We start from the raw sequence: 25,624 nt of genomic DNA, 5'->3' as shown, positions 1-25,624 counted from the left end.
GGGTTAATGCGCAATGACGCTTGGCACCGGACCGGCGGGTGATAAGCTCGCGGTGGTTTGGCGAGGGGGAATGGCATGATGAAGCTGCGCGCGGGTCTGGCTCTGGGGCTTCTGCTGGCGAGCGCCGGGACCGGATGGGCGGCGCCCGCGAAGGGCCCGGTCTATGACGAGCGGCCCGCGACGATCACGCAACCGGTCATGGCGCGCGACTACGAGCGGCGCGCGGTCGATATCCCGATGCGCGACGGGGTGAAGCTGCACACCGTGATCATGATTCCCAAGGGGGCAAAAGGCGCCGCCCAGAAGCCGGCCATGCTGCTGACGCGCACGCCCTACAATGCCGAGGAGATGACCAGCCAGCATGGTTCGCCGATCATGGCGGTGGCGCTCGATGGCTATGACCATGCGCCCGATGTGGTGAGCGCGGGCGGCTATATCCGCGTGGTGCAGGATGTGAGGGGCAAGTACGGTTCCGAGGGCACGTACGTGATGAACCGGCCCTTTGTGGGCACTTCGCTCAACCCCACCAAGGTGGACCACGCGACGGATACCTATGATACCATCGACTGGCTGGTGAAGAACGTGCCCGAAAGCAACGGGCGGGTGGGGATCATCGGCATCAGCTACGATGGCTTCACCGCGCTCGCCGCGCTGGTGAACCCGCATCCGGCGCTCAAGGTGGCGGTGCCGATGAACCCGATGGTCGATGGCTGGCGCGGCGATGACTGGTTCCACAACGGCGCGTTCCGCCAGATCGGCATGAGCTACATCTGGGAGCAGGTCGCGACGCGGGGCAACGAGAACAAGTATGAAGTGGCGGAGGCCGACGCCTATGCGCACTTCATGAAATATGGCTCGGCGGGCGCGTTGGCGAGCGCGCAGGGGCTGGACCAGATCGGGTTCTGGCAGAAGATCAAGGCGCATCAGGCGTGGGACAGCTTCTGGCAGGAACAGGCGATGGACAAGGTGCTGGCCAAGGCGCCGCTGACGGTGCCGACGCTGCTGGTCCATTCGCTGTGGGATCAGGAGGACATCTATGGCGCGCCGGCGGTGTGGAAGACGCTGAAGCCGAAGGATAGCGCCGGCCTGCTGCATATGTCGATCGGGCCGTGGTATCATGGGCAGGCGATCGAGAAGGCGGATACGCTGGGCGCGCTGAAGTGGGATGCGGATACCGGCAAATGGTGGCGGATGAACGTGCTCGCGCCGTTCCTGGCGCACTATCTCTATGACAAGCCGATGGATGTGCCCGCGGTGACCGCGTTCCAGAGCGGGTCCAACCAGTGGCAGAAGCTGGGCGGCTGGCCTGCTGCGAAGTCGGAGAAGAACCTCTACCTGCTGCCGGGCGAGGGGCTGGGGTTCGAGCCTGCGGCGACGGCGGGGACGGTGGACTATGTCTCCGATCCGGCCAAGCCCGTCACCTACTACCCGCGCCCGAACCAGCAGGAAGGCTATGACGGAAACCCCTGGCCGACCTGGCTGGTGGGCGACCAGCGCGCGGTTTCGGGGCGGCCCGATGTGCTGGCCTTCGTCGGTCCGGTGCTCGACAAGCCGGTGACGATCGCGGGCGCGCCGGTGGTGCATCTCACCGCCTCGACCAGCGGGACCGACAGCGACTGGGTGGTAAAGCTGATCGACGTCTACCCCGATGCCGTGCCGGGCGACCGGGCAATGGGCGGCTACCAGCTGGCGGTGGGCATGGACATCTTCCGCGGGCGGTTCCGCGAGACCCTGGCCGAAGCGCGGCCGCTGAAGGCGAACACGCCGCTGGAATACGTGTTTGAACTGCCGCAGGCGAACCACGTGTTCCTGCCGGGGCACCGGATCATGGTGCAGGTGCAATCGAGCTGGTTCCCGCTTTACGACCGCAATCCGCAGACGTTCGTGCCTTCGATCCTGGACGCGAAGCCGGGGGATTATGTGAAGGCGGTGCAGAAAGTGAGCGTTGGGGGCGAAGGCGGGAGCTATATTGCGCTGCCGGTGGTGGAGTGAGGGGGGTACTCAAACCTCGTTCTGTAATGAACACTTCACAATAGAACGGTTGGTTGCTTATCGCAGATCTGCACCCGATGAGGTGATTTAGAACGATCTGATGTGATCCGTCTGAAGAGTTATGGGGGACTGAAATGTACCGAGACGCCGTCATTTCACCCTGCAGTCGCTATCGTTATTCCCTGACCCGTAAGTGGGGAGATGGGCCGCAAGTCCTGTTTGTAATGCTGAACCCTTCAACTGCCGATGCCACGACCGATGATCGCACAATCGGTCGGTGCATTTCCTTTGCTGATTCGTGGGGCTTTGGCTCGTTGGTTGTCGGCAACTTGTTTGCTTTCCGGACGCCGTCACCTGCCGAACTCATGTCAGCCGACGAACCGGTTGGTCCCGAGAACGATCACTGGCTGGAGAAGCTTGGCGAACAAGCTTCGCTTACCGTCGCGGCTTGGGGAAATGCAGGCAGCTACCTCGGAAGAGCGGCATTGGTGTCTCCTCGTCTGGTCAGGCCGCACTTTCTCAGGCTTACCAGTGCCGGACAGCCATCCCACCCGCTTTACGTCTCGGGCGACACGCGTCCTACGCCGTGGGAACCACAGTGACACATTACTAAAACCCCAAATCCTGAGGGTGACGCCGTTTGGGATTACGGGGATTACGGTAACACTTTGGGATTACGGTGACACTTTACTTAATCCCCAATTTCGGGCGCGGCGCTGTGTGGGCCGCTCTGGATTCCCGCCTTCGCGGGAATGACGATGGTGGGGATTGCGGAACAGACATTCTGAGCCGCTTGAGGCGGGCGCTGCGGTCAAATCGAGCGCATAGCTGAGTGATGGGATGCAAGGGCTGTGGCCCTTGCCCGCCGGAGGCGCTCTTTTACCCCTCCGTCAGCCCTGCGGGCTGCCACCTCCCCATTTGCACTTCGTGAAAATGGGGAGGACCTTGGCGGCTTACTTCTTGCCGCGGAGTTTGCGGTGGGCGCCGAGGTCGAAGACTTCGCTGGGGCCGCCGTCGTTTTCGAGCAGGCCGAGGCGGCGGGCGACTTCCTGGTAGGCTTCTTCCTCACCGCCGAGATCGCGGCGGAAGCGGTCCTTGTCGAGCTTTTCGCCGGTGACCATGTCCCACAGGCGGCAGCCATCGGGGCTGATCTCGTCGGCGAGGATGACGCGGCTGTAGTCGCCGTCCCAGATGCGGCCGAACTCGAGCTTGAAATCGACGAGGCGGATGTTGATCGCCGCGAACATGCCGACCATGAAGTCGTTCACGCGGATCGCCATCGAGGAAATGTCCTGCATCTCCTCGTTGCTGGCCCAGCCGAAGCAGGCGATGTGCTCTTCGGCGACCATCGGATCGCCCAGCGCATCGTCCTTGTAGTAGTATTCGATCAGGGTATGGGGCAGCGGCTCACCCTCGGGGATGCCGAGGCGCTTGCTGATCGAGCCGGCGGCGACATTGCGCACGACGACTTCGATCGGGATGATCTCGACCTGCCGCACGAGCTGTTCGCGCATGTTGAGGCGGCGGATGAAGTGGGTGGGGATGCCGATGTGGGCGAGGCGGGTGAACACATACTCGCTGATGCGGTTGTTGATCACGCCCTTGCCGTTGATCGTGCCGCGCTTCTGCGCGTTGAAGGCGGTGGCATCGTCCTTGAAATACTGGATGATCGTGCCGGGTTCGGGGCCTTCGTAGAGGATCTTGGCCTTGCCTTCGTAGATCTGGCGGCGACGGGACATGGGCGATTCTTTCACTAGCGCTGGGCTGAAGATAAGCGCGGCGCGTTAAATCAAAAGCCCCGGCGGGGCGGGATTTCCACCGATCGGGGAAAACCTGCGCTGGGCCGGGGCAGTTGGCGAGGCCCATAGGACAAAACGCGCGTCCACGCAAATGGACACATATGTGGCCGCTTGTTCGATAATCTTGAACAAGGAAGACAGTTTTATCCGGCTGAACCGGACCATCGGAGCGTCGTAGAAAGGCTTCACACGATGCGGCAGGCACGATTCGGTGCCCCGCGCAGCAAAGGATACATCCGATGGCAAAGGTTCTGGTGCTCTATCATTCGGCTTATGGCCATGTCGAAACGATGGCGAACGCAATCGCCGAAGGTGCGCGCGCGGCGGGCGCCGAGGTGGACGTGAAGCGCGTGCCCGAGACGGTGCCCGAGGAAGTGGCCAGGGCGCATCACTTCAAGCTGGATCAGGCCGCGCCCGTCGCGACGGTGGCGGAGTTGGAGCACTACGACGCGATCGTGGTCGGCACCGGCACGCGGTTTGGCCGGATTTCCAGCCAGATGGCGGCGTTCCTCGATCAGGCCGGCGGCCTGTGGGCGCGCGGTGCGCTGAACGGCAAGGTCGGCGCGGCGTTCGTTTCGACCGCGACCCAGCATGGCGGGCAGGAGACGACGCTGTTTTCGGTGATCACCAACCTGCTGCACTTCGGCATGACCATCGTGGGCCTCGACTATGGCCATCAGGGCCAGATGCGGCATGACGAAGTCGTCGGCGGCGCGCCTTACGGGGCGACCACGGTGGCGGGCGGCGACGGCAGCCGCCAGCCGAGCGAGACCGAACTGGAAGGCGCCCGCTACCTCGGCCAGCGTGTGGCGACGACGGCGGCGAAGCTGTTCGGGTAAGACCCCTCCACCACCCTTCGGGCGGTCCCCCTCCCCGTTCCGGGGAGGTAGTACCCCTCCGTCAGCCCTTCCTTCGACAAGCTCAGGATGAGCGAGGCTGCCACCTCCCCATTTGTCCTTGCGGAAAAATGGGGAGGACTGGCGGCGTTTTGCGTTTTTGTAATGTGGTGCATTACCGCAGCCACCGCTAGAAGCGCGACGCTGAAGGAGACCGTCCCATGAGCCGTGCTGACACCATTGCCCTGCTGACCCGCTATTACGCCGCGTTCAATGCGGGCAACTGGCAGGGGATGCTTGATTGCCTTGCCGACGATGTCGCGCATGACGTGAACCAGGGCGAGCGGGTCATCGGCAAGGACAAGTTCGCCGCGTTCCTTGGCCACATGGAGCGCTGCTACAAGGAAGAATTGAAGGACATCGTGCTGATGGCGACCGATGACGGTGCGCGCGCGGCGGCGGAGTTCGTGGTGCATGGCGCCTACCTTGCGACCGACGAGGGGCTGCCCGAGGCCGATGGCCAGACTTATGTGCTGCCGGCGGGCGCGTTTATCGCGGTGGACGGCGGCAGGATCACGCGGCTGACGATGTACTACAACCTGGCGGACTGGACCGCGCAGGTGGTCGGGTGAGCGTCACCGTCCGCCCGCTGACCGGCGTGGAAATCGGCGCGGCGCTGGATGATCTGGCTCAGCTGCGGATCACGGTCTTTGCGGCTTACCCCTATCTCTATGACGGCGATGCGGCTTACGAGGCGGAGTATCTCGCCGAATATGCGGCGGCGGCGGATGCCGTGCTGGTCGCGGCGTTTGATGGCGCGCGCATTGTCGGGGCGGCGACGGCGGCGCCGATGATTCACCAGAAGGCGGAGTTCCGCGAGCCGTTCGCCCAGCGAGGACTGGATGTGGACCGGTTGTTCTACTTCGGCGAGAGCGTGCTGCTGCCGGAGTATCGCGGGCAGCGGATCGGGCATGCGTTCTTCGATCACCGTGAGGCGCAGGCGAAGGCGTGCGGGGCGACGGCGGCGTGCTTTGCTGCGGTGATCCGGGCGGACGATCATCCAGCGAAGCCGGCGGGCTATGTGCCGCACGATGCGTTCTGGACGAAGCGCGGCTATGCGGTGGTGCCGGGGCTGGTGACGGAACTGGCGTGGAAGGAGCACGGCGAGGAGGGCGAGAGCCTGAAGGCCATGCAGTATTGGCTGAGGGAATGGTGAGCATGGGCGCGGACGCGGGCCGAAAATTGGGGACAGTCCCCGAGAAAAAAGGGGACAGTCCCCATTTTTCGGTCCGCTACACCATCGCCGCCGCGCAGTATCCGATCGAGCCGCTGGCCGATTGGGACGCCTATGAGGCCAAGCTGACGCGCTGGGTGGCGAGTGCGGCGGAAAGCGGCGCGGCGCTGGCGGTGTTTCCCGAATATGGCGGGATGGAGCTGGCGAGCCTCGAGCCTGCGACGATGGGGGATCTGGCGGGATCGCTGGCGAGCGTGGCCGCGCTGGTACCACAGGTGGATGCGCTGCATGCCGAGCTGGCCAAGCGGTTTGGCCTGCATATTCTGGCGGCGAGCCTGCCGCGCCTCGATGCCGATGGTCGCTATCGCAATGCGGCGCGGCTGTTTGCGCCCAGCGGCAAGGCGGGCACGCAGGACAAGCTGGTGATGACGCGCTTCGAGCGTGAGCAGTGGTTTGTTTCGGCGGGGGTGGATGGCCTTACGCTGTTCGAGACGGCGCTGGGCAAGCTGGCGGTGCTGATCTGCTATGACAGCGAGTTTCCGCTGCTGGCGCGCGCGGCGGTGGATGCCGGGGCCGAAGTGCTGCTGGTGCCGAGCTGCACCGACAGCCTGCATGGCTATTGGCGTGTGCGGCTGGGCGCGCAGGCGCGGGCGCTCGAAGGCCAGTGCTATGCGGTGCAATCGCCGACGGTGGGTGAGGCTGAATGGTCTCCGGCGGTGGACGTGAACCGGGGCGCGGCGGGGGTCTATGGGCCGCCGGATCGCGGGATGCCCGAGGACGGCGTGATCGCGATTGGTGCCGAGGGTGAGAGCCAGTGGGTGTTCGCCGAGATCGATCTTGGCAAGGTGGCCGAATTGCGCGCCGATGGCGGCGTGCTCAATGCGCGCGATTGGCGTGATCAGCCGGGGGCGGGACCACTGCCGGCCTTGCACGTGGTCTCTCTGCTGTAACCGATACGGCATAGCGGGTGCATTCCACCGGGAGTTTCGCCATGATGGTCCGCTTGCTGCTGGTTCTGGGACTGGTGATGACCACTGCACCGCTTGCCGCCAAACCGCTGATCTTCGCGCATCGCGGCGCTTCCGCGTGGCTGCCGGAGGAGACGCTGGCAGCCTATGAGCGGGCGATTGCGGACGGGGCGGATTTCATCGAGCCCGACCTCGTGCCGACGAAGGACGGCGTGCTGGTGGCGCGGCACGAGAGCAACATCGCCGAGACGACGGATGTGGCGAGCCACCCGGAGTTTGCCGCGCGGCGCGTGGTGAAAGTGATCGACGGGCGCGCCCAAGAGGGCTGGTTTACCGAGGACTTCACGCTGGCGGAACTGAAGACGCTGCGCGCGAAGGAGCGGCTGGGGGCTCTGCGACCGGAGAGCAAGGCGCATGATGGCCAGTTCGAGGTGGCGACCTTGGGCGAGATCGTGGCGCTCGCGGCGCGCAGCAAGCGGCGGGTGGGGCTGGTCCCGGAGCTGAAGCATCCAACGTACTTCGCGGGGCTGGGGTTCGATACGCCGGGCATGCTGGTCGCGGCGATCAAGGGCTCGGCATACCTGCGGCGCGCGCCGGTGATTGTGCAATGTTTTGAAATCGCGACCTTGAAGCGGTTGCACAAGGAACTGGCGGAGCAGCGCAATGTGGAGTTGCTGCAACTGATTCAGGGGCCGGAGGTCAGGCAGCCGGCGGATGTGGTCTTGGCGAGTGGGGTGCTGACGTTCGAGGATATGGTGACGCCTGCCGGGCTGGCCGAGATCGCGACCTATGCGCAGTGGATTTCGCCGCCGCTGCGGCGGGTGATCCCGCTGGATGCGGCGGGCCAATCCGGGCCGCCTGCCGCGCTCATCGCCGATGCGCACAAGGCTGGGCTGAAGGTCAGCGTGTTCACATTTCGCCCGGAGAACCAGTTTCTGCCGGTGAACTTGCGCGGCGGCGATGCTAATGCGCGGTGGCCGCAGGGGATGGTGGCAGATGTGCGGGCGTTCGTGGCGGCGGGGGTGGACGGGTTCTTTACCGATGATCCGGCGCTGGGGCGGGCGGCTTTGGCGCCTCACAAGGGGTGACGGCCTGCGTACCTTTCGCTAGGGCTGGCGAAATGATCACGACTGAAACCGGTTCGCGCTGATGGACGCCGCACAGCAGGTCCATGAGCAGTTTGTTGCCGCGCTGGACGCGGGGACATTGCAGCGCGGGAGCAACTTGGGACTGGCTGCGGTCGGCCTCGATCCGAAGCGCGCGGCGGCAATCCTGCATAGCCAGATGGTGAGCCGCCAGCTCGACCGGCTCTCCCGCAAATTGCAGGCGCGGGGCGAGGGCTTCTATACCATCGGTTCCTCGGGGCACGAGGGCAATGCTGCGCTCGCCGAGGCGCTGCGTGTGGATGACATTGCGTTCCTGCACTACCGCGATGCCGCGTTCCAGATCCACCGCGCCAGCCGCGTGCCGGGCGAGAACCCGATGTGGGACATGCTGCTTTCGTTCACCGCGAGCGCGGAGGACCCGATTTCGGGCGGGCGGCACAAGGTGCTGGGTTCGAAGCGGCTGGCGATTCCGCCGCAGACTTCGACGATCGCGAGCCACTTGCCCAAGGCGGTGGGGGCGGCGTTTTCCATCGGGATCGCGCGGCGGATGGGGCTGGAGGAAACGACGCTCGCCAAGGATGGCGTCGTGCTGTGCTCGTTCGGCGATGCTTCGGCCAACCATTCGACCGCGGTCGGTGCGCTGAACACGGCGGCCTGGGCGGCGTTTCAGGGGACGCCGATGCCCATCGTGTTCCTGTGCGAGGACAACGGGATCGGCATTTCGACCAAGACGCCGATGGGCTGGATCGAGGCGAACTGGTCCACGCGGGCGGGGCTGCACTACATCCAGTGCGATGGCTGCGATCTGGCCGATGCGTGGCGCGGGGCGAGCGAGGCGGTCGAATATGCGCGGCGCTATCGGAGGCCGGTGTTCCTGCACATGAAGACGGTGCGGCTCTATGGCCATGCCGGGAACGATGTGCAGGGCGTGTACCTCAGCAAGGAGGAAATCGCGGCGGACAATGCGCGCGATCCCTTGCTGGCAAGTGCAGCCTTGCTGATCGAGGAAGGCGTGATGAGCGCGGCCGATGTGCGGCGCGAGTACGACGCCATCGAGGCGCAATTGCTGCGGCAGGTGGAGCTGGCGATTCTGCGCCCGAAGCTCCCTGATGCGGCGGCGGTGATGGCGAGCATCGTGCCGCCGAAGCGCGAGGGCGTGGAGCGTCCGCTGGCGAGCGCAGAGGCGCGGGCGGCGGTGTTTGCCGATGAAGCGGCGGTGATGGAGAAGCCGCAGCATATGGCGCGGCTCATCTCGTGGGCCATGGCGGACCTGCTGCTGCAATATCCCAATGCGATCGTTTGCGGCGAGGACGTGGGGCCGAAGGGCGGGGTTTATAACGCGACGGCGCGGCTGCATGCGCGGTTCGGTTCGGCGCGGGTGATCAATACGCTTCTGGATGAGCAGGCGATTCTGGGGCTGGCGATCGGCGCAGCGCACAACGGGCTGCTGCCGATGCCGGAGATCCAGTTCCTGGCCTACGTCCATAATGCCGAGGACCAGATCCGGGGCGAGGCGGCGACTTTGTCGTTCTTCTCGAACGGGCAGTATACCAACCCGATGGTCGTGCGGATCGCCGGGCTGCCCTATCAGAAAGGGTTTGGCGGGCACTTCCACAACGACAACAGCCTTGCCGTGTTCCGCGACATTCCGGGGCTGGTCATCGCGGTGCCGTCTTGCGGGCGCGAGGCGGTGCTGATGCTGCGCGAATGCGTGCGGCTGGCGCATGAGGAGCAGCGCGTCGTGATCTTCGTGGAGCCGATTGCGCTCTACATGACGCGCGATCTCCATGCGGAAGGCGATGGGCTGTGGACATCGGTCTATGAGGCGCCGGGCCAAGCCGAGATTCGCGTCGGCGAGATCGGGGTGCATGGAGAGGGCACGGACCTTGCCATCGTCACCTATGGCAACGGGGTGTACCTTTCGCTGCAGGCGCAGAAGCTGCTGGCGGAGCAGGGCGTCAACGTGCGGGTGATCGACTTGCGCTGGATCGCGCCGCTGGCGGAGGATGCGCTGCTGGAAGCGGTGGTGCCATGCGGACGGGTGCTGGTGGTGGACGAGTGCCGCGAGACGGGTTCGCAGAGCGAGGCGCTGCTGGCGCTCTTGGCCTTGCGCGCGCCGGACAAGGCGCTCGGCGTGCTGGCGGCGACGGACAGCTTCATCCCGCTCGCACGTGCAGCGACGCATACCTTGCCGAGCCGGGACGGGATTGTCGCCAAGGCGCTGGAGATGGTGCGTGGCTAAGGAAACCGTCGTCGTCGTGTGCCCGGGGCGGGGCACGTATAACGCGCCGGAGCTGGGCTATCTGGCGCGGCATCATGCCGGATCGCCGTGGCTGGCGCATTTCGACGGGGTGCGGGGCGCGGCGGGGAAGCCGACGCTGAGCGAGCTCGACGGCGCCAAGAAGTTTGATGCGAAGCTCCATCCGCGCGGGGATGTGGCGGCGCCGCTGATCCATGCCTGTGCCTATCTGGATTTTCTCAGCCTTGATCGCGAGCGGTTCGAGGTTGTCGCGGTCACCGGCAATTCGATGGGCTGGTATACCGCGCTGGCCTGTGCGGGGGCGGTTTCGGGCGAGCATGGCTTTGCCATTGCCGATGCAATGGGGGTGAACTCGCAGAAGCATGAGCCCGGCGGGCAGGCGGTGATCGTGATGGCGGGCGAGGACTGGCGGGTCGACCCCGCGACCGAGCGCGCGGTGGAAGCAGCCTGCGCGCGAGTGGGCGTTTTGCCTTCGATCCGGCTGGGCGGGATGCTGGTGGTGGCGGGGCCGGAGCGCGCGCTCGATGCCTTGAATGCAGCGCTGCCGCCCTTGCCGCGTGCGCCGCTGCGGCTGGCTGGGCATGGGCCGTTCCACACGCCTTTGATGCAGGCGAGTGCGGATGCGGCGCGCGCGTCGCTGCCGGCGGACTGGTTCGGCGCGCCGCAGGTGCCGCTGATCGACGGGCGCGGCAAGGTGTGGCGGCAGTTCGAGACCGATGCGGCGGAGCTGTGGGACTATACTTTCGGGCACCAGATCCTGGAGGCCTATGACTTCACCGCCGCGATCACCGTGGCGCTGAGGGAGTTTGCACCGGATCGGATCGTGCTGCTGGGGCCGGGCGAAACGCTGGGCGGTGCCATCGGGCAAGCGATTGTTGCGCATCGCTGGCTGGACATTGACAGCAAATCCGTGTTTTCACGTAGGCAGGAAGAGGATCCGTTTCTCGTCGCGATGGGCCGCGAAGCCCAGCGGCGGCTTGTCGCCATCTGACCCATGAGGCCTCTCGTGAGCCAGCCGTCCGTCCTGTTCGTGTGCCTTGGCAATATCTGTCGTTCGCCGCTCGCCGAGGCCGCTTTGCGGGCCGAGGCCGTTGCTGCCGGTCTCGCGGTGACCATCGATTCGGCCGGAACCGGGGGCTGGCATGCCGGTGATCCGCCGGACCGCCGCGCGATTGCCGAGGCGGCCCGGCATGGGATCGACATTTCGGGCTATCGCGCGCGGCAGGTGCGACGCGAAGACTTCCGCCGCTTCGGCCATATCTATGCGCTCGATCAGCAGAACTTGCGCGATCTGAAGCGGATCGAGCCAAAAGGGTTCATGGGCCGCCCGCTCGCAGGGCCCAATGCGCGGCTGAGCCTGCTGATGGACCTTGTGCCGGGCCGCGAAGGGACGGCGGTGATCGATCCCTATGGCGGGAGCGAGGAGGATTTCGCGGTGACCTGGGCGGACGTGACCGCGGCGGCGCAGGCGATCGTCAGCCGGCTGCGCTGACCCGCCGCTCCGCATCGAGCAGGGCGCGCTTGCGCTCAAGCCCCCGGCGATAGCCGCCGAGGCTGCCATCGGCGCGCAAGGCGCGGTGGCAGGGGATGAGCACGGCGATCCGATTGGCGGCGCAGGCCGAAGCGGCGGCGCGGATGGCGCGCGGCTTGCCGGCGCCTTCGGCGAGTTCGCTGTAGCTGACCACGTCGCCCGGCTTCACCGACATCAGGAAGCGCCAGACGCTGATCTGGAACGCCGTGCCGCGCAAGTCGAGCGGGAGATCGGGGCGCGGGGCGGCCTGTTCGAGATGGGCGGCGAGAGCGGCCATCCAGGCATCGAGCGGGCCTTCGGCGGCTTCGCCGGCGGGGCTGAGCGCCGCCTTGGGAAACTCGGCGGCAAGCTGCGCGAGAAGAGCCTCCGCGCTTGGCCCGAACTGGACGAAGCAGACACCGCGCGGCGTGGCGGCCATCATCAAAGGGCCAAGCGTGGTATCGCGGACCGCATATGTGATCGCTTCACCGGCACCGCCCGCGCGGTAGGCGCTGGGGGTCATGCCGAGGCCGCCGTCGATGGCTTCGTATACGCGGCTGGTGGAACCGTAGCCCGCGTCGATCCCGGCCTCGAGCACGCCTTCGCCTCCGCGCAGGGCCTGTTTGAAGCGGGAGAGGCGCCGGGCCGCCTGATATTCGCGCGGGGAAACGCCGAGCGCGGCCTTGAAGGCGCGCTGGAAGTGGGTGGGGCTCATCCCGGCCTGATCGGCAAGGCGGGCGAGCGGAAGACTCTCTTCCGCATGTTGCGTGATGTAGGCGGCCATGGCCTGCATCAGCGAGGTCGCAGGTTCCTGCACGGCGGCAGGGTGGCAGCGGCGGCAGGGGCGGAACCCGGCGGCTTCGGCCTCGACGGGGCTTTCGTGGAAGCTGACGTTTGCTCGTTTGGCGAGGCGCGAGGGGCACGAGGGGCGGCAATAAACGCCGGTGGTTTTGACGCCGTAGACAAAGGTGCCGTCCGCCGCCTTGTCGCGGATGGAAACCTGATGCCAGCGGAGATCGTCGAGGGTCTGGGGCATGGTGTGGGTCATGGGGGTCTTGCCTTTCTTCGCTATCACGCGGCGCGGGCGCGGTCGACGTCGGGGCTGCGGTAGACCGCCTCCGGGATCGTCGCGAGGGTGGAGGGGCGAAGCTGCGGGCCGAGGCCGTAGAACTTCTGGAAGCTCATGATGAGGGGGCGCCACAGGTCGGGATCGACCCGGTTGGGGTCGCTCGCCATGACGATGCTTTCGTGCAGGTGGACGCGGGTGATGCGGGCCTCGAAGGTGAGGATCTTGCCGGCGAGATCATCGTCGTGGCGGGCCAGCGAATGCATTGCCTCGATCCGCGCTTCGAGCTGGACGGGGGCCTCGGCGGCGCGGGGCGGGACGACTGTCTCTGACGGGATTGGGGTCAGCCCGGCGTGGGCGAACTTGTCGGCCACGTGGCGGTAGCCGCGCGCGGCCTTGTAGTCGGGGACCGGATCGCAAGCGGTGGTGAGCGCGAGCGCATCGACATGCGCGGCCATCGCCGAGGACGGCAGGTTGATCACCACTTCGCCGTGATCGATCAGGTTGCGCGCGGTCTGCGAGGCGGCGGCAAGGCCGAGCACTGCGCGCCAGCCGAGCCAGAACACCGAGGACATCGGCGCGAGATTGGCGCTGCCGTCCGGGTTCAGCGTGCTGAGTAGCGCGACGGGGGTGCCGAAATAGAGGATAGCGGGTTCGCTGGTGACTGAACTGGGGGGCATTGGGGCGGGCATGGGGGCTTCTCCTGCTGGGCAGGATCGGATTACCCCCATGCCGCGCGCCATGCGCTCCGATGCTTGCGGTGCAATTCCCGGATTGGTCGGAAGGTGCTCTAGGCGATGGCCATCAGGCTGGCGTTGCCGCCGGCGGCGGTGGTGTTGATGGAAAGGGTAACTTCCTCGAGTAGCAGGTGCAGCGGGGTGCCGGTATGGAGCGGGACGATAGCGCCTTCGCGCTGCGCCAGCTCGTGGCTGGCCTCGGCGATGCGGGCTGCGGGGCCTTCGATCAGCATGGCGGCGAGATCGGGGATGCGCGTGAGGTTCTGAGCGGTCCATTCGACGCGGGCGGCGAGGCTGGCGGGGAAACCGGCGGGGCGGGTGGCCACGGGGCTGGGCGGGGTGATGACGGCGGTGTTGCCCGTGGCGAGCACGGCGGCGACCTGGTTCCACAGCGCTTCGACACTGGTGGCGGAGCAGGCGATCCGGCCGCGCGGGGCGAGGCGCCAGGTGTTGCGTTCGCCGACCGGGCCGGGGAGTTCGATGGTGTGGCCGAGGGGAGACGCCTTCGCGGCTCGCCATGCGGCCTGGGCGGTGGCGGCAAGGCCTTGGGCGGAAGCCCACTGGGCGAAGGTGGCGAGCGCCGAGTCCGGCTCGGCAGCGGGCAGGCTGGGCGCGGCATTGGCGGCAAAGCGCGTGAGATAGAGCGGACCGCCCGCCTTCGGACCGGTGCCGGAAAGCCCGCGTCCGCCGAAGGGCTGCACGCCGACGACCGCGCCGATCATGTTGCGGTTGACGTAGAGATTGCCCGCGTGGATGCGCTCGCACACGCGCTCCACGGTCTGGTCGATGCGGGTGTGGAGGCCGAAAGTAAGGCCGTAGCCCGAGGCGTTCACAGCCTCGATCAGGCTGTCCATCTCTTCGGCGCGGAAGCGGACGACGTGGAGGACGGGGCCGAAGATTTCGGCCTTGAGATCGCGCGGATCGGTGAGCTCGATGAGAGTGGGGGCGATAAAGGTGCCGTGGGCGGTTTCGGCGCCGAGCGGCATTGCGGTGACGGGGAACCCGGCGGCGCGCATCGCGGCGACGTGCGCGGCGATGCCGGTGCTGGCGCGCTCAGAGATGACCGGGCCGACGTCTGTCGCGAGCGCGGCGGGGTTGCCCACGGCGAGTTCGGCCATGGCGGCCTTGAGCATGGTGAGGGTGCGGTCGGCCACATCCTCCTGCAGGCAGAGCAGGCGCAGCGCCGAGCAGCGCTGGCCTGCGCTGTCGAAGGCGGAGGCGAGGACGTCGGCCACGACTTGTTCGGCGAGCGCGGAGCTGTCGACCACCATGGCGTTGAGACCGCCGGTTTCGGCGATGAGGGGGATGGGCTGGCCGTGCCGGTTCAGCCGCCCGGCGAGGGCACGCTGGATGGCATGGGCGGTCTGGGTGGAGCCGGTGAAGACGACGCCTTGCACGTCAGGCGCAGCGACGAGGGCGGCGCCGATGTCGCCGCTGCCCGGGAGGAAGTGGAGCGCGTCGGCGGGGACGCCGCTCTCATGCAGGATGCGGACGGCCTCGGCGGCGACCAGCGGCGTTTCGGGGGCGGGCTTGGCGAGGACGGGATTGCCGGCGGCCAGCGCGGCGGCGATCTGGCCGGTGAAAATGGCGAGCGGGAAGTTCCACGGGCTGATGCAGACGATCGGTCCGAGCGGCTGGGCTGTTTCCGGCAGGTCGCGGGCCTGCGCCGCGTAGTAGCGCAGGAAGTCGACCGCTTCGCGCACTTCGGCCAGCGCATTGGCGGCGCTTTTGCCGGCCTCGCGGATGAGCAGGGCGATGAGGGGAATGCGCGCGGATTCCAGCGCATCGGCGGCGCGCTCGAGCGCGGCGGCGCGGGTCTCGATGGGAGCGGCGGGCCAGCTTGAAGTGGCAGCTGCTTCGGCGGCGCGTGCGGCGTCTGCGGGGGTGGCGGGGTGGACATGGCCGACGATGTCGCGGTGGTCGGCGGGGTTGAGGACCGGCTGAGCGGGGCGGGCGGGATCGCCGGCGCGGTGGTCTTGCGCGGCGCTTTGCATGAGGGCCTGTGCGAGGGCGGCGAGCGTGGGTTCGTCGGCGAGGTCGAGGCCGTGGGCGTTGGCGCGGTCGGCGAACAGGGCCCGCGGGAGGGCAATCGCTTCATGCGGCGCGCCGGGAAGCGGCTCGGCGGCGACCACGGCGGCTGGGTCTTCGATCAGCGCGTCTACCGGGACGTCCGGATCGGCGATGCGGTTGACGAAGGAGGAGTTCGCGCCGTTTTCGAGGAGGCGGCGGACGAGGTAGGCCAGCAGCGTCTCGTGCGTGCCGACGGGGGCGTAGACGCGGCACGGGCGGGCGAGCTTTTCGGGGCCGACAACTTCCTCGTAGAGCGGTTCGCCCATGCCGTGGAGGCACTGGAACTCGTAGTCGCCGGGGGTGAAGTTCGGCCCGGCGAGATGGAGCACGCTGGCAAGGGTCTGCGCATTGTGCGTGGCGAACTGGGGGAACACGGCATCGCGCGAGGCGAGAAGCTTGCGGGCGCAGGCGACATAGGCGAGGTCGGTGTGGACCTTGCGGGTGTAGACCGGGAAATCGGCGAGGCCGGCTTCCTGCGCGCGCTTGATCTCGGCGTCCCAGTAAGCGCCCTTGACGAGGCGGACCATGATGCGGCGGCTGGTCCGGCGGGCGAGGTCGACGATCCAGTCGATCACCATGGGGCAGCGCTTCTGGTAGGCCTGGATGACGAAGCCGAGGCCCTGCCAGCCGGAGAGCGAGGGGCCGCGGGCGAGCAGCTCGAGAATTTCGAGCGAGAGTTCGAGGCGGTCGGCTTCCTCGGCGTCGATGTTGAAGCCGATGTCGTAGGACTTGGCGAGCTCGGCCAGCATGAGGACGCGCGGGGCGAGTTCGGCCATGACGCGCTGGGCCTCAGCGCGGGTATAGCGCGGGTGGAGCGCGGAAAGCTTGATCGAGATGCCGGGGCCGGCGAACACGCCGCGCCCGGCGCTGGCCTTGCCGATGGCGTGGATGGCCTGCGTGTAGGCATCGAGATAGCGGGCGGCATCTTCGGCGGTGGCGGCGGCTTCGCCCAGCATGTCGTAGCTGAAGGCGAACCCTTGCGCTTCGCGGCGGCGGGCGCGGGTGAGGGCTTCTTCGATGGTCTCGCCCATCACGAACTGTTCGCCCATCATGCGCATGGCCGTATCGACGCCGCGGCGGATGACGGGCTCACCAAGGCGGTGGACCATGCGGGTGAGTGCGTGGCCAAGGCCGGTCGCATCGACGCTGGCGGTGAGCTTGCCGGTGATGACGAGGCCCCAGGTCGCGGCGTTGACGAAGAGCGGCTTGTCCCCGCCGAGATGCGCGGCCCAGTTGCCGGTGGCGAGCTTGTCGCGGATCAGCGCGTCGCGCGTGGCGTCGTCGGGGATCCGCAACAGCGCCTCGGCGAGGCACATCAACGCGACGCCTTCGTGGCTGGAGAGCGCGAATTCCTGCACCAGCGCTTGCACGCCTCCGGGGCGGGCCTTGGCGCGCAGGGCCTCGATCAGCTGGCGCGCGGTGGCTGCGATAGCGGCGCGGTCTGCATGGGGCAGCGTGGCGGCGGCGAGGAGCGGGCGGATCGCCTCGGGCTCCGGGATGCGCGTGGCCGCCGTGATGGTGCGGCGCAGCGGGGTGTCGGGCGAGAGGCGCGGGGCGAAAGCGGGGAGGCTGGGGGCAGGGACGCTGGGCATGAAGCGAGAATACCAGATTGCGCGCAGGCGGTTTGCCTGATTTGCGTTGTCTGAAAGTATATATCGCCCTAAGTTTACCGCCGTGGCGGGCGATATGGATACTGATGCTGGCAATGGCGGTCCACTCGACCGGTTCGACCGTGCTATCCTGGATAGTCTGGTCGTCGATGGCCGCCTGCCGATCACCGAACTGGCGCAGCGCATCGGCCTTTCCAAATCGCCGACGCAGGCGCGGCTGAAGCGGCTGCTGGCGGAGGGCTATATCCGGGGCTTTCGGGCCATTCTCGACAACCGGAAGCTGGGGCTGGACCATATCGCCTTCACCGAGGTGAAGCTGTCCGACACGCGCGAGGCGGCGCTCGAGGCGTTCCGGCAGGCCGTACTGCGCATTCCCGAGATCGAGGAATGCCACATGATCGCATCGAGCTTCGATTACCTGCTCAAGGTGCGCACGGCGGATATCCGCCGCTACCGCGAAGTGCTGGGCGAGAAGATCTCGAGCCTGCCGCATGTGGCGAGCACCTCCACTTTCGTTGCGATGGAGACGGTGCGCGAGTCGCATGATTGAGGAGCGCAGGGCTCAGGAGCGTGGTTCTGCCGGGGGTTGGGCCTGCTGGCGGGCCATGCAGGCGTTGACCATTTCCAGATAGCGCGCGACCGTCTCGCGCTCGGCCTCGCTCATGTGCGCAGCGGCGGCAATCATGGCTTCGGCCACGGGCATGAGATCCAGTGCGGCGCGTTCCATGGCAATCGGTGTCAGTCCGACAAGCACGCCGCGCCGGTCAGCGGGATTGGCCCTGCGCTCGATCATGCGTTTGCCTTCAAGTCGATCGAGCAGCGCAGTGACCGAGGCGGAGGGCATCGAAAGCCGCTTGCCGAGATCGCCCGGCGAAAGCGCGCCAGCAACCTGAAGGTGTTCAAGCGCGGCGACTTCGGCGAGCCCGATCTTCATGCGCCGCCCGGCGAAAGAGGTGAAGCTGAACAGTTCGGCGGCGTGGCGCTGCCAGGCGAAGGTGAGGGCCTCAGGTTGCATAATTGCTCTCACATTTCGAGATAGTAGATATTTTGGTATTTCGGATTCCGAAAGTAACCGATAGATGGACCGACCATGAGCACGCAACCCCAGATTGCGCCGCTGATGGCTCTGGCCCTTGGCATGGCGTTTTGTCCCGCTCCGGCGCACGCCGCCGATACCACCATCGGCCTCGGGCTGGGCGTGGCCCCGCCCTATCCCGGCGCGCGCGAGGTGATCGCCGTGCCGCTGCCGTCGCTGGAGATCGCGGGCGATACGGTGACCTGGCGCACCAACAACTTCGGCCTCGAAGCGGGCTTCGACCTGGGCGGCGGCGTGAGCGCGGGACCGATCCTGCGCGTCGATCCGGGGCGCGGCTCGCTGTTTGCCGTGAAGGATGCCGTGGTGGCCCGGCTGGCGCGGGTCAAGGCCGCACCCGAGGCTGGCGGGTTTGTCGAGTTTGGCGGGCCGCTTGCCGGTTCCGTCCGCTGGCGCGGCCGGGCTTCGCTGGTGCAGGGCTTCGGTGCCGGGCACGGCGGGTTGCTGGGCGAGGCAAGCGCGGGCGTGCTGATCCCGGCGGGCCGGCGTGCGGTGCTGGCGCTCTCGGTGCAGGCAAGCTGGCAGGACCGGCGCTATGCACAGGCCTATTTCGGGGTCGATGCGGCGGGAGCGGTGCGGTCCGGCCTGCCGGTCTTCCGGGCGAATAAGGGGCTGCGCGATATCGGCGTCGGCGGGGTCTACACCCGTACCTTGTCGAAGCGCTGGTCGCTGAGCGTGCTGGGCACCTTGAGCCGCATGCAAGGCGCGGCGTCGCGATCGCCGATTGTCCGCGAGCGAGGGCGCGAATGGCAGCCGTTTGCGGGCCTCGCGCTGAGTTATCGGCTGTGAGCCCGGTCGTTCGTGGCAGCCTGCTCGGCGCGGTGCTCGCGCTCGGCGTGAACCTTGTCATCCAGCTCGCCGGGTGGGGCGAGGAGCCAGCCGGCACGGCCTATCCGGGGCCGGTGAACAGCGTGATCTATGCAATCGTGCCGTTCGTGTGGATCGGCCTGTTTGCCGCGATGGGGACGGCCCTGTTCGCCTTGCGCGCGCGGGGGATGATGCGCCCCGCGCGCGCGGTCGGCGTGCTGCTCGCCAACTGTGCGCTCTATCCGGTCTATACGCTCGGCTTCTCGTCGCGCGCGCTGGGACTTGCCGGGAACGGGTTGACGGCGGTGCTGGCGGCTTTCGCAATTGGCATGATGTTGGAGCGGGCGCCGCGTCTGGCGCCGCTGATCGTGCCGGTGATCGTCTGGGTCGCGCTTGCCTCGATCGGTCTCGTGGCGGTCATGACCGGACGGACTTTCTGAACATCAAACAGACAGGAGTTGGCGCATGATCGCGGTGACTGGGCGCTTGCGGCAGCTGGCGGTGATCGGGGCGGCAGTGCTGATGCTGGCCTGCAATCTGGGCTTTGACCCGGCACCGACCGATCTGGAAGCCGCAGGCCAGCGCGGCATGTATGCGGCCTATCCGGTCGCCTTCGCGCCGCACCCGTTCACCTTCGCGATCTGGCTTCCGATCTTTGTGGGTGCGATTGCCTTCGCGTTCTACCAGGCGTGGCCCACATGGCGCGACGATCCGCAGCTGGACCGGATCGGCAGGCGCGCTGCAGCGGGCTATCTGCTGGTAGGCGGGACGGCGTTCACGCCGCTGGGGCCGAGCAATCTCGTCGTCGCCGCAGCCTTCGTCTGCCTTGCCGGAGCCTTGCTGGCTGCGCGGCCCTTGAGCGCTGGGGCCGGGCGCTGGCTGGTGCGCGCGCCTCTCGGCCTGTTTGCCGGCTGGCTGCTGGTCGCGACCACCTTGAATGCCTGCCAGCTGGCGCAGAGCCTTGAGGTTCCGACTGGACCGCTGGCGGCGGCAGCCCTGATGATCGGGGCCTCGCTCGCGGCGATGGTGCTGGCACGTCGAAGCAACGAGCAGGCGGTGCTTGTCGCGGTGATCTGGGCGCTTGCGGGGATCACCGCCGCCAATCCCGACGCCGGGATCATCTGGGTTGCCTGGGGCACCTCGCTGCTGGTGATCACCACACTGCTTCGGGTCGAACGTGATCACAATCCTGGCCGGCAAGCGGAGCGGGAGTATGGCATCTGGGCAAAGGCTCGAAAAATGTGATCACAATTTGCATTGACGCAAGGGCAGGTGCGATCTATCCAACAGGGATGAGCGCACCTGTCTTGTCCCCGATTGCCGACCGCGTGGTCGACACGTTCTCCCCCGCTTCGCCCTATGCGGGCATGCCGACCTATTACGCGGCGAGCGCGAATCCGACGCCGCGGCGGCCGGAGCTGCTGGGCGAGGAAGTGGCCGACATCTGCGTGGTGGGCGCGGGCTTCACCGGCATGGGCGCGGCGCTGGAGCTCGCCGAGCGCGGCTACAAGGTGATCGTGGTCGAAGGCGAGCGCGTGGGCTGGGGCGCTTCGGGGCGCAATGGCGGGCAGCTCGTCAATGGCTACAGTCGGCGGATGCTGGAAGTGCGCCAGCATTACGGGCCGGAGGCGGAGAAGGCGTTCGGCGCGATGGCGCTGGAAGGCCAGGGCATCATCCGCGAGCGCGTGGCGAAGTATGGCATCGCATGCGACCTGCGCGCGGGCAACGCGATCATGGCGATGAGCAAGCCGCAGCTGAAGACGCTGGCCGAGCGCACCGAGGAATGGCACCGCCACGGGCACACGCAGATGTTCCTCGCGGAAGGCGCGGCGGCGCGCGAGCATATCAATTCGGACCGCTACATCGGCGGCATGTTCGATCCCATCGGCGGGCACATGCATTCGCTGAACTATGTGCTGGGCGAAGCGGCGGCGTTCGAAAGCCTCGGCGGGCGCATCTTCGAGCATTCGCGGGTCACGCATGTCGATCGCGGCGCCGAGCCGGTGGTGCATACGGCCAAGGGCAAGGTGCGCGCGAACAAGGTGCTGGTCTGCGGAAATGCCTATCTCGGCGATGCGGCGCCCGATCTTTCGGGGCGCATCCTGCCGGTCTCCAGCCAGGTGATCGCGACCGAAGTGCTGGGGGATGACCTGCTCGAGACGCTGTTTCCGACCAACTACTGCATCGAGGATATCCGCTATATCCCCGATTACTACCGGCGCACGGCGGACGGGCGGCTGCTCTATGGCGGCGGCACGATCTATGGCGGATTCGATCCGGCTTCGATCGAGGGCAAGATCCTGCCGCAGCTCCACCAGACCTTCCCGCAGCTGAAGGGCGTGAAGGTCGACTTCCAGTGGAGCGGCAATTTCGCGCTGACGATGACGCGTTATCCGCAGATGGGGCGCGTGTCCGACAGCGTCTATTTCTCGCAGGGTGACAGCGGGCACGGCGTGACCACGACGCAGATGCTGGGGCGCCGTCTGGCCGAAGCAATCGACGGTCAGATGACCAAATTCGACGTGTTTGCCTCGCTGCCCTATATCCCGTTCGTGGGCGGCAAGCTGTTTCGCGTGCCCTACTGCGTGCTGGGCGCGTGGTACTACGGGATGAGGGATCGCCTTGGAATCTAGGGATGAATCTTGAATCTAAAGTGAACTTTAGGTCCGATTCCGGTTCCTGATTCCTTTCAATGACTTGATTCGTGCGGCTGGCGCTGCGGTGCCGGTTCGCATGGGGCGTACCACTCCTCCTTCGTCATTCCCGCGAAGGCGGGAATCCAGGGGTTGAAGCGCGGTGCCAGCCGCTCTGGATTCCCGCCTTCGCGGGAATGACGAAGGTGGGGTTTCAGGAGAGGTGTGCGAGCGCCACGCGGACCTTGTCGATCAGACCGGGCTTCCATTCCTCGGGTGCGCCGACCACTTCGGGGCGGTCCGCGCACCAGCCGATCAGCATGAGCGTGCGCATCAGGAGGAAGAAGTCGAGCTGTTCGAGCGCGTCGTCCGGTAGCGGGCGCTGCGCGGCATAGCCAACTAGGAAGCGGCCCCGCAGCTGCGCGAAATCCGGTTCGCTGGAGGCGCTCCACAGACAGACGGCGAGGTCGAACATCGGCCAGCCCCACGCGCAATCGTCGAAATCGATGAGGCCGAGCGTGTCCCCGCTGATGAGGACGTTGGCGGGGTGGGCATCGGCGTGGATGAGGATCAGGGGATCGGTGAGCGCGGAAAAACGGATGAGGACGTGTTCGCGGGCTTGGCTCAGCAGGTTGCGCTCGTCGTCGGTCAGGCAGGGCAGGTCCCAGAAGCGGCCCCAGAACGGGCTGTCGCCGCCAAGACCTTCGGCGTCGAGGCGGTGGCGGGTGAAGCCGGCGGGCGGGATCCAGTCTGCTGTGGCGTTGTGCAGATCGGCGAGAAGTGCGCCGCTGCGTTCGAACCAAGGCCAGGTGGCGGGGCCGCGGTCGTCGCCGATCAGGTCGGCGAGCGTCTGGCCGGGGTGCCAGAGCGTCAAGCCGGCGAGGCGACTGCCTTCGGGATCGGGGGTGGGGACTTCGGCATACCACGCGCCGGTTGTGGTGCGGAGGCCGGTGGGGACAAGGAGACCGCTTGCCGCGAGGTGCGCGGTGAGCAGGCGGTCGGATTCCAGGGCGGGGAGCGCGTGGTAGCCGGGGCGGTGGAGGCGCAGAGCCCAAGTCGTGCCGTCTGGCGCGTCCGCGCGGAAGACGACGTTCTCGCTCTTGCCGATGGGGTGGGGTTCGGTTTCGGGGAGGCCGAACGCACGCAGTGCGGAGCGGGCGGCGGGGAGGTAGTCCAAGATCTCAGGCACTGGCCGTCACGCGGTCGAAGGCATCGAGGAAGGCGAGCGCATCTTCGCGCGGGAGGACGAGCGGGGGGCGGATCTTGACGCAGTTGTTGAAGGCGCCGTCGACCGAGGTGAGGAAGCCTTCGCGGCGGAGCGCGCAGACGAGCGCGAAGGCGCGGGGCGCATCGGGATTGCCGTCGGCATCGACGAATTCTGCGGCGAGGAACAGGCCCTTGCAGCGCACGTCGAGCAGGCCGGGGGTGTGGCCGAGGCGCTGCTGGAGTCCGGCCTTGAGTTCGGCGCCCACGGTGCGGGCGTGGTCGATCAGGCCCTCCTCCTCGATCACATCCAGCACGGCGAGGCCGACCGCGCCTTGCAGGGGGCTGGCGGCGAAAGTGTTGAAATAGCGGGCCTCTGCGCGGAAGGCCTCGACCACGTCGCGTTTCGCGCACGTGGCGGCAAGGGGAAGGCCCGCGCCCATCGGCTTTCCGGTGACGACAATGTCCGGCGTCAGGCCGACCTTGTCATAGCCCCACCATTGGCCGGTGCGGCCGTAGCCTGCCTGCACTTCGTCGGCGATGACGAGGCCGCCCTCGGCGCGGACGAGCGCGGCGGCCTTGGCCATGAAGCCGGGCGGAATGTCCGGCAGGCCTTCGTTGGCGAGGATGGGGCAGAGGATCAGGGCGGCGAAGCCCAGGCCGGTGGATTTAAGGTCGTCGATGGCGGCCTTGAGGCGGGCGATATAGGCGTCTGCCGATGCCTCGCCGGGGACAAGGGGGCGGAGCGTTTCGGGGAAGGGGATCGAGCGGATGGCGGGGTGGCGGGTATCGCCTGCGGGGAGGTTCGTCAGCGCGCCGACGACGGTGTTGTTGCCGTGGTAGGTGTGGTCGGTGCAGACGATCCCATGCTGGCCGGTGGCGATGCGGGCCATGCGCAGCGCGACTTCGATGGCCTCGGTGCCCGAGCAGGAGAAGACGGCGCTGTCCGTGACTCGCTGGAGCGCGGTGAGGCGTTCGGCCAGCGCTATGGCGGGTTCGCTGAGGTAGCGGCTGTGGGTGTTGAGCGTGGCCTGTTGGCGCGCCATCGCCTCGACAATGCGCGGGTGCGCGTGGCCGACGCAGGGCACGTTGTTGTACATGTCGACGTAGCGGCGGCCGTCCGCGCCGAACAAGTTTGCCCCTTGGCCCCGCACCAGATGGAGCGGCTCGTCGTAAAACAGCTTGGCGCCGCGCCCGAAGGCGCGGTCGCGCCGTTCGATAAGCGGATCAGGCGTTGCGGAGGTACCAGTCATAGTCGAGCGCGGTGACCTCGCTGAAGAACCGGTCCTGTTCGGTGCGCTTCACCGCGCAGTACATCTCGACGAAGGTATCGCCGAGGTAGTCGCGCATGATGGGGGAAGCGTGGAGCGCATCGACCGCGGCGTACCAGTTGCCGGGGACCTGATAGGGGCTGTCGGCCGCGGCCTTGTAGCCATCGCCGACGACCGCCGGGCCGGGGTCGATCTGATTCACCATGCCGTGGTGGACGCCCGCAAGCATCGCGGCGAGCGCGAGGTAGGGGTTGGCATCGGCCCCGGCGAAGCGGTGCTCGACATGGCGCGAGGCGGGCGGGCCGGCGGGGACTCGGAGGCTCACGGAGCGGTTGTTGACGCCCCAGATCGGCGCGGTCGGCGCGTAGCTGTTGGCGCGGAAGCGGCGGTAGGAATTGGCATTGGGGGCGAAGATGCCGAAGGCTTGGCTCTGCGTTTCCCTCAGGCCGCCGATGGCGTGGCGCATCGCTTGCGTGCCTTCGGGGTCTTCGCTGGCGAACACGTTCTTGCCCGCAGCGTCCGCCATGCTGAAGTGGAGGTGCATCGAGCTGCCGGCCGAGTGGCTGAACGGCTTGGCCATGAAGGTGGCGGCCATGCCCTGCACTTGCGCGACGCCCTTGGCGAGGCGCTTGTACATCTGCGCCTCGTCGCCCGCACGCAGCGCATCCGCACGGTGGTGGAGGGTGAGTTCGACCTGTCCTTGGGCATATTCGGAGATGACGGCTTCGAGCGGGATGCCCTGCACGTCGGCCTGTCGCCAGAGTTCCTTGAAGAAGGGGGCGAAATCCTGAACGTCGGTGAGGCTGAACACGTCGATCAGGTGGGGCTGCGCCGAGGAGTGCGGCGAGCGGGCGAGCTGGACTTCGCCCTTGGGGCCGCGCACCGGATCGACGAGGTAATATTCGATCTCGCACGCGACGACCGGGGTGAGGCCGAGCGGCTTGAAGCGGTCCACCACGCGGGCGAGCACGTGGCGCGGATCGAGTTCGCAGGGGGTGCCGTCCGCGTAGTACATCGATGTGATCACTTGCGCGACGTCATCGCCCAGCCACGGCGCCTTGACGAGCGTGCCGGGGACGGGGCGCAGCATGTAGTCCGGATCGCCGTTGCCCCAGACGAGGCCAGTGTCCTCGCAGTCCTGCCCGGTAATGTCCGCCACCAGCATCGAGCTCGGGAACAGGCGGCCGTTTTCGTAGATCGCCAAGAGCTCGCTCTTGCGCACACGCTTGCCGCGCGGGACGCCGGAGAGCGCGGTGAAGATCACTTCGATGAAGGCGATCTCGGGATTGGCGGCGAGGAAATCGCGGGCCTCTGCCGGGTCGGCGATCATGCTGGCGGGGGTTGTCATCGGTCTTGGCGGTCCTCGGGAACTTCATATCGGGTGGTATGGAGCAGGGCGTGGGGTGTCAATCTTGCTTGGCCTCGGCGC

23 protein-coding genes are annotated in these 25,624 nt (G+C 67.1%); 15 read left to right on the top strand and 8 right to left on the bottom strand.

Going from position 1 to position 25,624, the window contains the following annotated elements; translation table 11 throughout:
* Positions 1-75 precede the first annotated feature (75 nt).
* Both NDB2M1_RS04030 and NDB2M1_RS23385 read left to right on the top strand, forming a co-directional pair.
* A complete protein-coding gene (locus NDB2M1_RS04030) occupies positions 76-1,992 on the top strand; it encodes a CocE/NonD family hydrolase (RefSeq protein WP_216233932.1) in 1,917 nt (638 codons plus the stop codon).
* 134 nt (positions 1,993-2,126) lie between these two features.
* Entirely contained in the window at positions 2,127-2,594 is a 468-nt protein-coding gene (locus NDB2M1_RS23385) for a DUF1643 domain-containing protein (RefSeq protein ID WP_072379701.1), read from the top strand.
* Between the two features lie 351 nt (positions 2,595-2,945).
* Here NDB2M1_RS23385 and purC read toward each other — a convergent pair whose 3' ends face one another.
* Positions 2,946-3,731: a phosphoribosylaminoimidazolesuccinocarboxamide synthase gene (purC, locus tag NDB2M1_RS04020; protein WP_054120732.1), complete on the bottom strand. Its 786-nt coding sequence runs from the start codon at positions 3,729-3,731 to the stop codon at positions 2,946-2,948.
* 299 nt (positions 3,732-4,030) lie between these two features.
* Between purC and wrbA the strand changes: the two genes are divergently transcribed.
* From wrbA to NDB2M1_RS03980, 8 genes are all read left to right on the top strand, one after another.
* Positions 4,031-4,630, top strand: coding sequence for an NAD(P)H:quinone oxidoreductase (gene wrbA / locus NDB2M1_RS04015; RefSeq protein WP_072379698.1), 600 nt, complete (start codon positions 4,031-4,033; stop codon positions 4,628-4,630).
* A gap of 218 nt (positions 4,631-4,848) precedes the next feature.
* Positions 4,849-5,259 carry a ketosteroid isomerase-related protein gene (locus NDB2M1_RS04010; RefSeq protein WP_054120734.1) on the top strand — a complete coding sequence of 137 codons (411 nt, stop codon included), beginning with the start codon at positions 4,849-4,851 and terminating at the stop codon, positions 5,257-5,259.
* Positions 5,256-5,843 (top strand): GNAT family N-acetyltransferase, encoded by a 588-nt coding sequence (locus NDB2M1_RS04005; protein ID WP_083554633.1) that lies wholly within the window; start codon positions 5,256-5,258, stop codon positions 5,841-5,843. Before NDB2M1_RS04010 ends, NDB2M1_RS04005 begins: the two co-directional genes overlap by 4 nt.
* Before the next feature lie 2 nt (positions 5,844-5,845).
* On the top strand, positions 5,846-6,811 hold the full coding sequence (locus tag NDB2M1_RS04000) for a carbon-nitrogen hydrolase family protein (RefSeq protein ID WP_083554632.1): 966 nt from the start codon (positions 5,846-5,848) through the stop codon (positions 6,809-6,811).
* 41 nt (positions 6,812-6,852) lie between these two features.
* On the top strand, positions 6,853-7,917 hold the full coding sequence (locus NDB2M1_RS03995; RefSeq protein WP_143146606.1) for a glycerophosphodiester phosphodiesterase family protein: 1,065 nt from the start codon (positions 6,853-6,855) through the stop codon (positions 7,915-7,917).
* A gap of 61 nt (positions 7,918-7,978) precedes the next feature.
* Positions 7,979-10,177 carry a dehydrogenase E1 component subunit alpha/beta gene (locus NDB2M1_RS03990; protein ID WP_072379693.1) on the top strand — a complete coding sequence of 733 codons (2,199 nt, stop codon included), beginning with the start codon at positions 7,979-7,981 and terminating at the stop codon, positions 10,175-10,177.
* A complete protein-coding gene (locus tag NDB2M1_RS03985; protein ID WP_072379691.1) occupies positions 10,170-11,186 on the top strand; it encodes an ACP S-malonyltransferase in 1,017 nt (338 codons plus the stop codon). The genes NDB2M1_RS03990 and NDB2M1_RS03985 overlap by 8 nt, the downstream gene beginning before the upstream one ends.
* A gap of 3 nt (positions 11,187-11,189) precedes the next feature.
* Complete coding sequence (locus tag NDB2M1_RS03980) at positions 11,190-11,687, top strand: low molecular weight protein-tyrosine-phosphatase (RefSeq protein ID WP_054120739.1); 498 nt, start codon at positions 11,190-11,192, stop codon at positions 11,685-11,687.
* On the opposite strand, the gene ada is transcribed toward NDB2M1_RS03980, so the two are convergent.
* The 3 genes from ada to putA all read right to left on the bottom strand — a co-directional run bounded on the left by ada (position 11,671) and on the right by putA (position 17,170).
* A complete protein-coding gene (ada, locus tag NDB2M1_RS03975; RefSeq protein ID WP_253185755.1) occupies positions 11,671-12,753 on the bottom strand; it encodes a bifunctional DNA-binding transcriptional regulator/O6-methylguanine-DNA methyltransferase Ada in 1,083 nt (360 codons plus the stop codon). The genes NDB2M1_RS03980 and ada overlap by 17 nt on opposite strands.
* Positions 12,754-12,776: 23 nt before the next feature.
* Positions 12,777-13,463 carry a flavin reductase family protein gene (locus NDB2M1_RS03970; protein WP_253185754.1) on the bottom strand — a complete coding sequence of 229 codons (687 nt, stop codon included), beginning with the start codon at positions 13,461-13,463 and terminating at the stop codon, positions 12,777-12,779.
* A 98-nt stretch (positions 13,464-13,561) separates the two neighbouring features.
* The gene (gene putA / locus NDB2M1_RS03965; protein ID WP_072379687.1) at positions 13,562-17,170 is read right to left on the bottom strand and encodes a bifunctional proline dehydrogenase/L-glutamate gamma-semialdehyde dehydrogenase PutA; all 3,609 of its coding nucleotides are present in this window, start codon (positions 17,168-17,170) and stop codon (positions 13,562-13,564) included.
* Positions 17,171-17,264: 94 nt separating this feature from the next.
* On the opposite strand from putA, the gene NDB2M1_RS03960 reads away from it, so the two are divergent.
* Positions 17,265-17,738 (top strand): Lrp/AsnC family transcriptional regulator, encoded by a 474-nt coding sequence (locus NDB2M1_RS03960; RefSeq protein WP_072380111.1) that lies wholly within the window; start codon positions 17,265-17,267, stop codon positions 17,736-17,738.
* Between the two features lie 12 nt (positions 17,739-17,750).
* Here the strand turns inward: NDB2M1_RS03960 and NDB2M1_RS03955 are convergent, their stop codons facing one another.
* The gene (locus tag NDB2M1_RS03955) at positions 17,751-18,203 is read right to left on the bottom strand and encodes a MarR family winged helix-turn-helix transcriptional regulator (protein ID WP_072379685.1); all 453 of its coding nucleotides are present in this window, start codon (positions 18,201-18,203) and stop codon (positions 17,751-17,753) included.
* A gap of 75 nt (positions 18,204-18,278) precedes the next feature.
* Between NDB2M1_RS03955 and NDB2M1_RS03950 the strand changes: the two genes are divergently transcribed.
* The 4 genes from NDB2M1_RS03950 to NDB2M1_RS03935 are packed head-to-tail and all read left to right on the top strand — an operon-like array spanning position 18,279 to position 21,721.
* Entirely contained in the window at positions 18,279-19,070 is a 792-nt protein-coding gene (locus NDB2M1_RS03950; protein WP_072379683.1) for a MipA/OmpV family protein, read from the top strand.
* Positions 19,067-19,528 carry a tryptophan-rich sensory protein gene (locus NDB2M1_RS03945; protein ID WP_054120745.1) on the top strand — a complete coding sequence of 154 codons (462 nt, stop codon included), beginning with the start codon at positions 19,067-19,069 and terminating at the stop codon, positions 19,526-19,528. Before NDB2M1_RS03950 ends, NDB2M1_RS03945 begins: the two co-directional genes overlap by 4 nt.
* Positions 19,529-19,553: 25 nt before the next feature.
* Positions 19,554-20,333, top strand: a complete 780-nt coding sequence (locus NDB2M1_RS03940) for a hypothetical protein (protein WP_072379681.1) — start codon at positions 19,554-19,556, stop codon at positions 20,331-20,333.
* A gap of 47 nt (positions 20,334-20,380) precedes the next feature.
* Positions 20,381-21,721, top strand: coding sequence for an NAD(P)/FAD-dependent oxidoreductase (locus NDB2M1_RS03935; RefSeq protein WP_083554631.1), 1,341 nt, complete (start codon positions 20,381-20,383; stop codon positions 21,719-21,721).
* 214 nt (positions 21,722-21,935) lie between these two features.
* Here NDB2M1_RS03935 and NDB2M1_RS03930 read toward each other — a convergent pair whose 3' ends face one another.
* The 3 genes from NDB2M1_RS03930 to NDB2M1_RS03920 are packed head-to-tail and all read right to left on the bottom strand — an operon-like array spanning position 21,936 to position 25,543.
* Positions 21,936-22,910: a phosphotransferase enzyme family protein gene (locus NDB2M1_RS03930; protein ID WP_072379679.1), complete on the bottom strand. Its 975-nt coding sequence runs from the start codon at positions 22,908-22,910 to the stop codon at positions 21,936-21,938.
* A complete protein-coding gene (locus tag NDB2M1_RS03925; RefSeq protein WP_072379677.1) occupies positions 22,903-24,177 on the bottom strand; it encodes an aspartate aminotransferase family protein in 1,275 nt (424 codons plus the stop codon). The genes NDB2M1_RS03930 and NDB2M1_RS03925 overlap by 8 nt, the downstream gene beginning before the upstream one ends.
* Entirely contained in the window at positions 24,152-25,543 is a 1,392-nt protein-coding gene (locus NDB2M1_RS03920; RefSeq protein WP_072379675.1) for a glutamine synthetase family protein, read from the bottom strand. Before NDB2M1_RS03920 ends, NDB2M1_RS03925 begins: the two co-directional genes overlap by 26 nt.
* Positions 25,544-25,624: the final 81 nt, after the last annotated feature.

It is taken from the genome of Novosphingobium sp. NDB2Meth1, from assembly GCF_900117425.1.
Lineage (GTDB): Bacteria > Pseudomonadota > Alphaproteobacteria > Sphingomonadales > Sphingomonadaceae > Novosphingobium.
The sequence above is the reverse complement of the archived record's forward strand: the minus strand, read 5'-3'. Positions and strand labels throughout refer to the sequence as shown.

Bases quoted from the DNA above. Each gene is read 5' to 3' on its own strand.
- NDB2M1_RS04030 (WP_216233932.1), top strand. From the start codon at position 76: ATGATGAAGCTGCGCGCGGGTCTGGCTCTGGGGCTTCTGCTGGCGAGC.
- NDB2M1_RS23385 (WP_072379701.1), top strand. From the start codon at position 2,127: ATGTACCGAGACGCCGTCATTTCACCCTGCAGTCGCTATCGTTATTCC.
- purC (WP_054120732.1), bottom strand. From the start codon at position 3,731: ATGTCCCGTCGCCGCCAGATCTACGAAGGCAAGGCCAAGATCCTCTAC.
- wrbA (WP_072379698.1), top strand. From the start codon at position 4,031: ATGGCAAAGGTTCTGGTGCTCTATCATTCGGCTTATGGCCATGTCGAA.
- NDB2M1_RS04010 (WP_054120734.1), top strand. From the start codon at position 4,849: ATGAGCCGTGCTGACACCATTGCCCTGCTGACCCGCTATTACGCCGCG.
- NDB2M1_RS04000 (WP_083554632.1), top strand. From the start codon at position 5,846: ATGGGCGCGGACGCGGGCCGAAAATTGGGGACAGTCCCCGAGAAAAAA.
- NDB2M1_RS03995 (WP_143146606.1), top strand. From the start codon at position 6,853: ATGATGGTCCGCTTGCTGCTGGTTCTGGGACTGGTGATGACCACTGCA.
- NDB2M1_RS03990 (WP_072379693.1), top strand. From the start codon at position 7,979: ATGGACGCCGCACAGCAGGTCCATGAGCAGTTTGTTGCCGCGCTGGAC.
- NDB2M1_RS03980 (WP_054120739.1), top strand. From the start codon at position 11,190: ATGAGGCCTCTCGTGAGCCAGCCGTCCGTCCTGTTCGTGTGCCTTGGC.
- ada (WP_253185755.1), bottom strand. From the start codon at position 12,753: ATGACCCACACCATGCCCCAGACCCTCGACGATCTCCGCTGGCATCAG.
- NDB2M1_RS03970 (WP_253185754.1), bottom strand. From the start codon at position 13,463: ATGCCCGCCCCAATGCCCCCCAGTTCAGTCACCAGCGAACCCGCTATC.
- putA (WP_072379687.1), bottom strand. From the start codon at position 17,170: ATGCCCAGCGTCCCTGCCCCCAGCCTCCCCGCTTTCGCCCCGCGCCTC.
- NDB2M1_RS03960 (WP_072380111.1), top strand. From the start codon at position 17,265: ATGGATACTGATGCTGGCAATGGCGGTCCACTCGACCGGTTCGACCGT.
- NDB2M1_RS03955 (WP_072379685.1), bottom strand. From the start codon at position 18,203: ATGCAACCTGAGGCCCTCACCTTCGCCTGGCAGCGCCACGCCGCCGAA.
- NDB2M1_RS03950 (WP_072379683.1), top strand. From the start codon at position 18,279: ATGAGCACGCAACCCCAGATTGCGCCGCTGATGGCTCTGGCCCTTGGC.
- NDB2M1_RS03940 (WP_072379681.1), top strand. From the start codon at position 19,554: ATGATCGCGGTGACTGGGCGCTTGCGGCAGCTGGCGGTGATCGGGGCG.
- NDB2M1_RS03935 (WP_083554631.1), top strand. From the start codon at position 20,381: ATGAGCGCACCTGTCTTGTCCCCGATTGCCGACCGCGTGGTCGACACG.
- NDB2M1_RS03925 (WP_072379677.1), bottom strand. From the start codon at position 24,177: ATGACTGGTACCTCCGCAACGCCTGATCCGCTTATCGAACGGCGCGAC.
- NDB2M1_RS03920 (WP_072379675.1), bottom strand. From the start codon at position 25,543: ATGACAACCCCCGCCAGCATGATCGCCGACCCGGCAGAGGCCCGCGAT.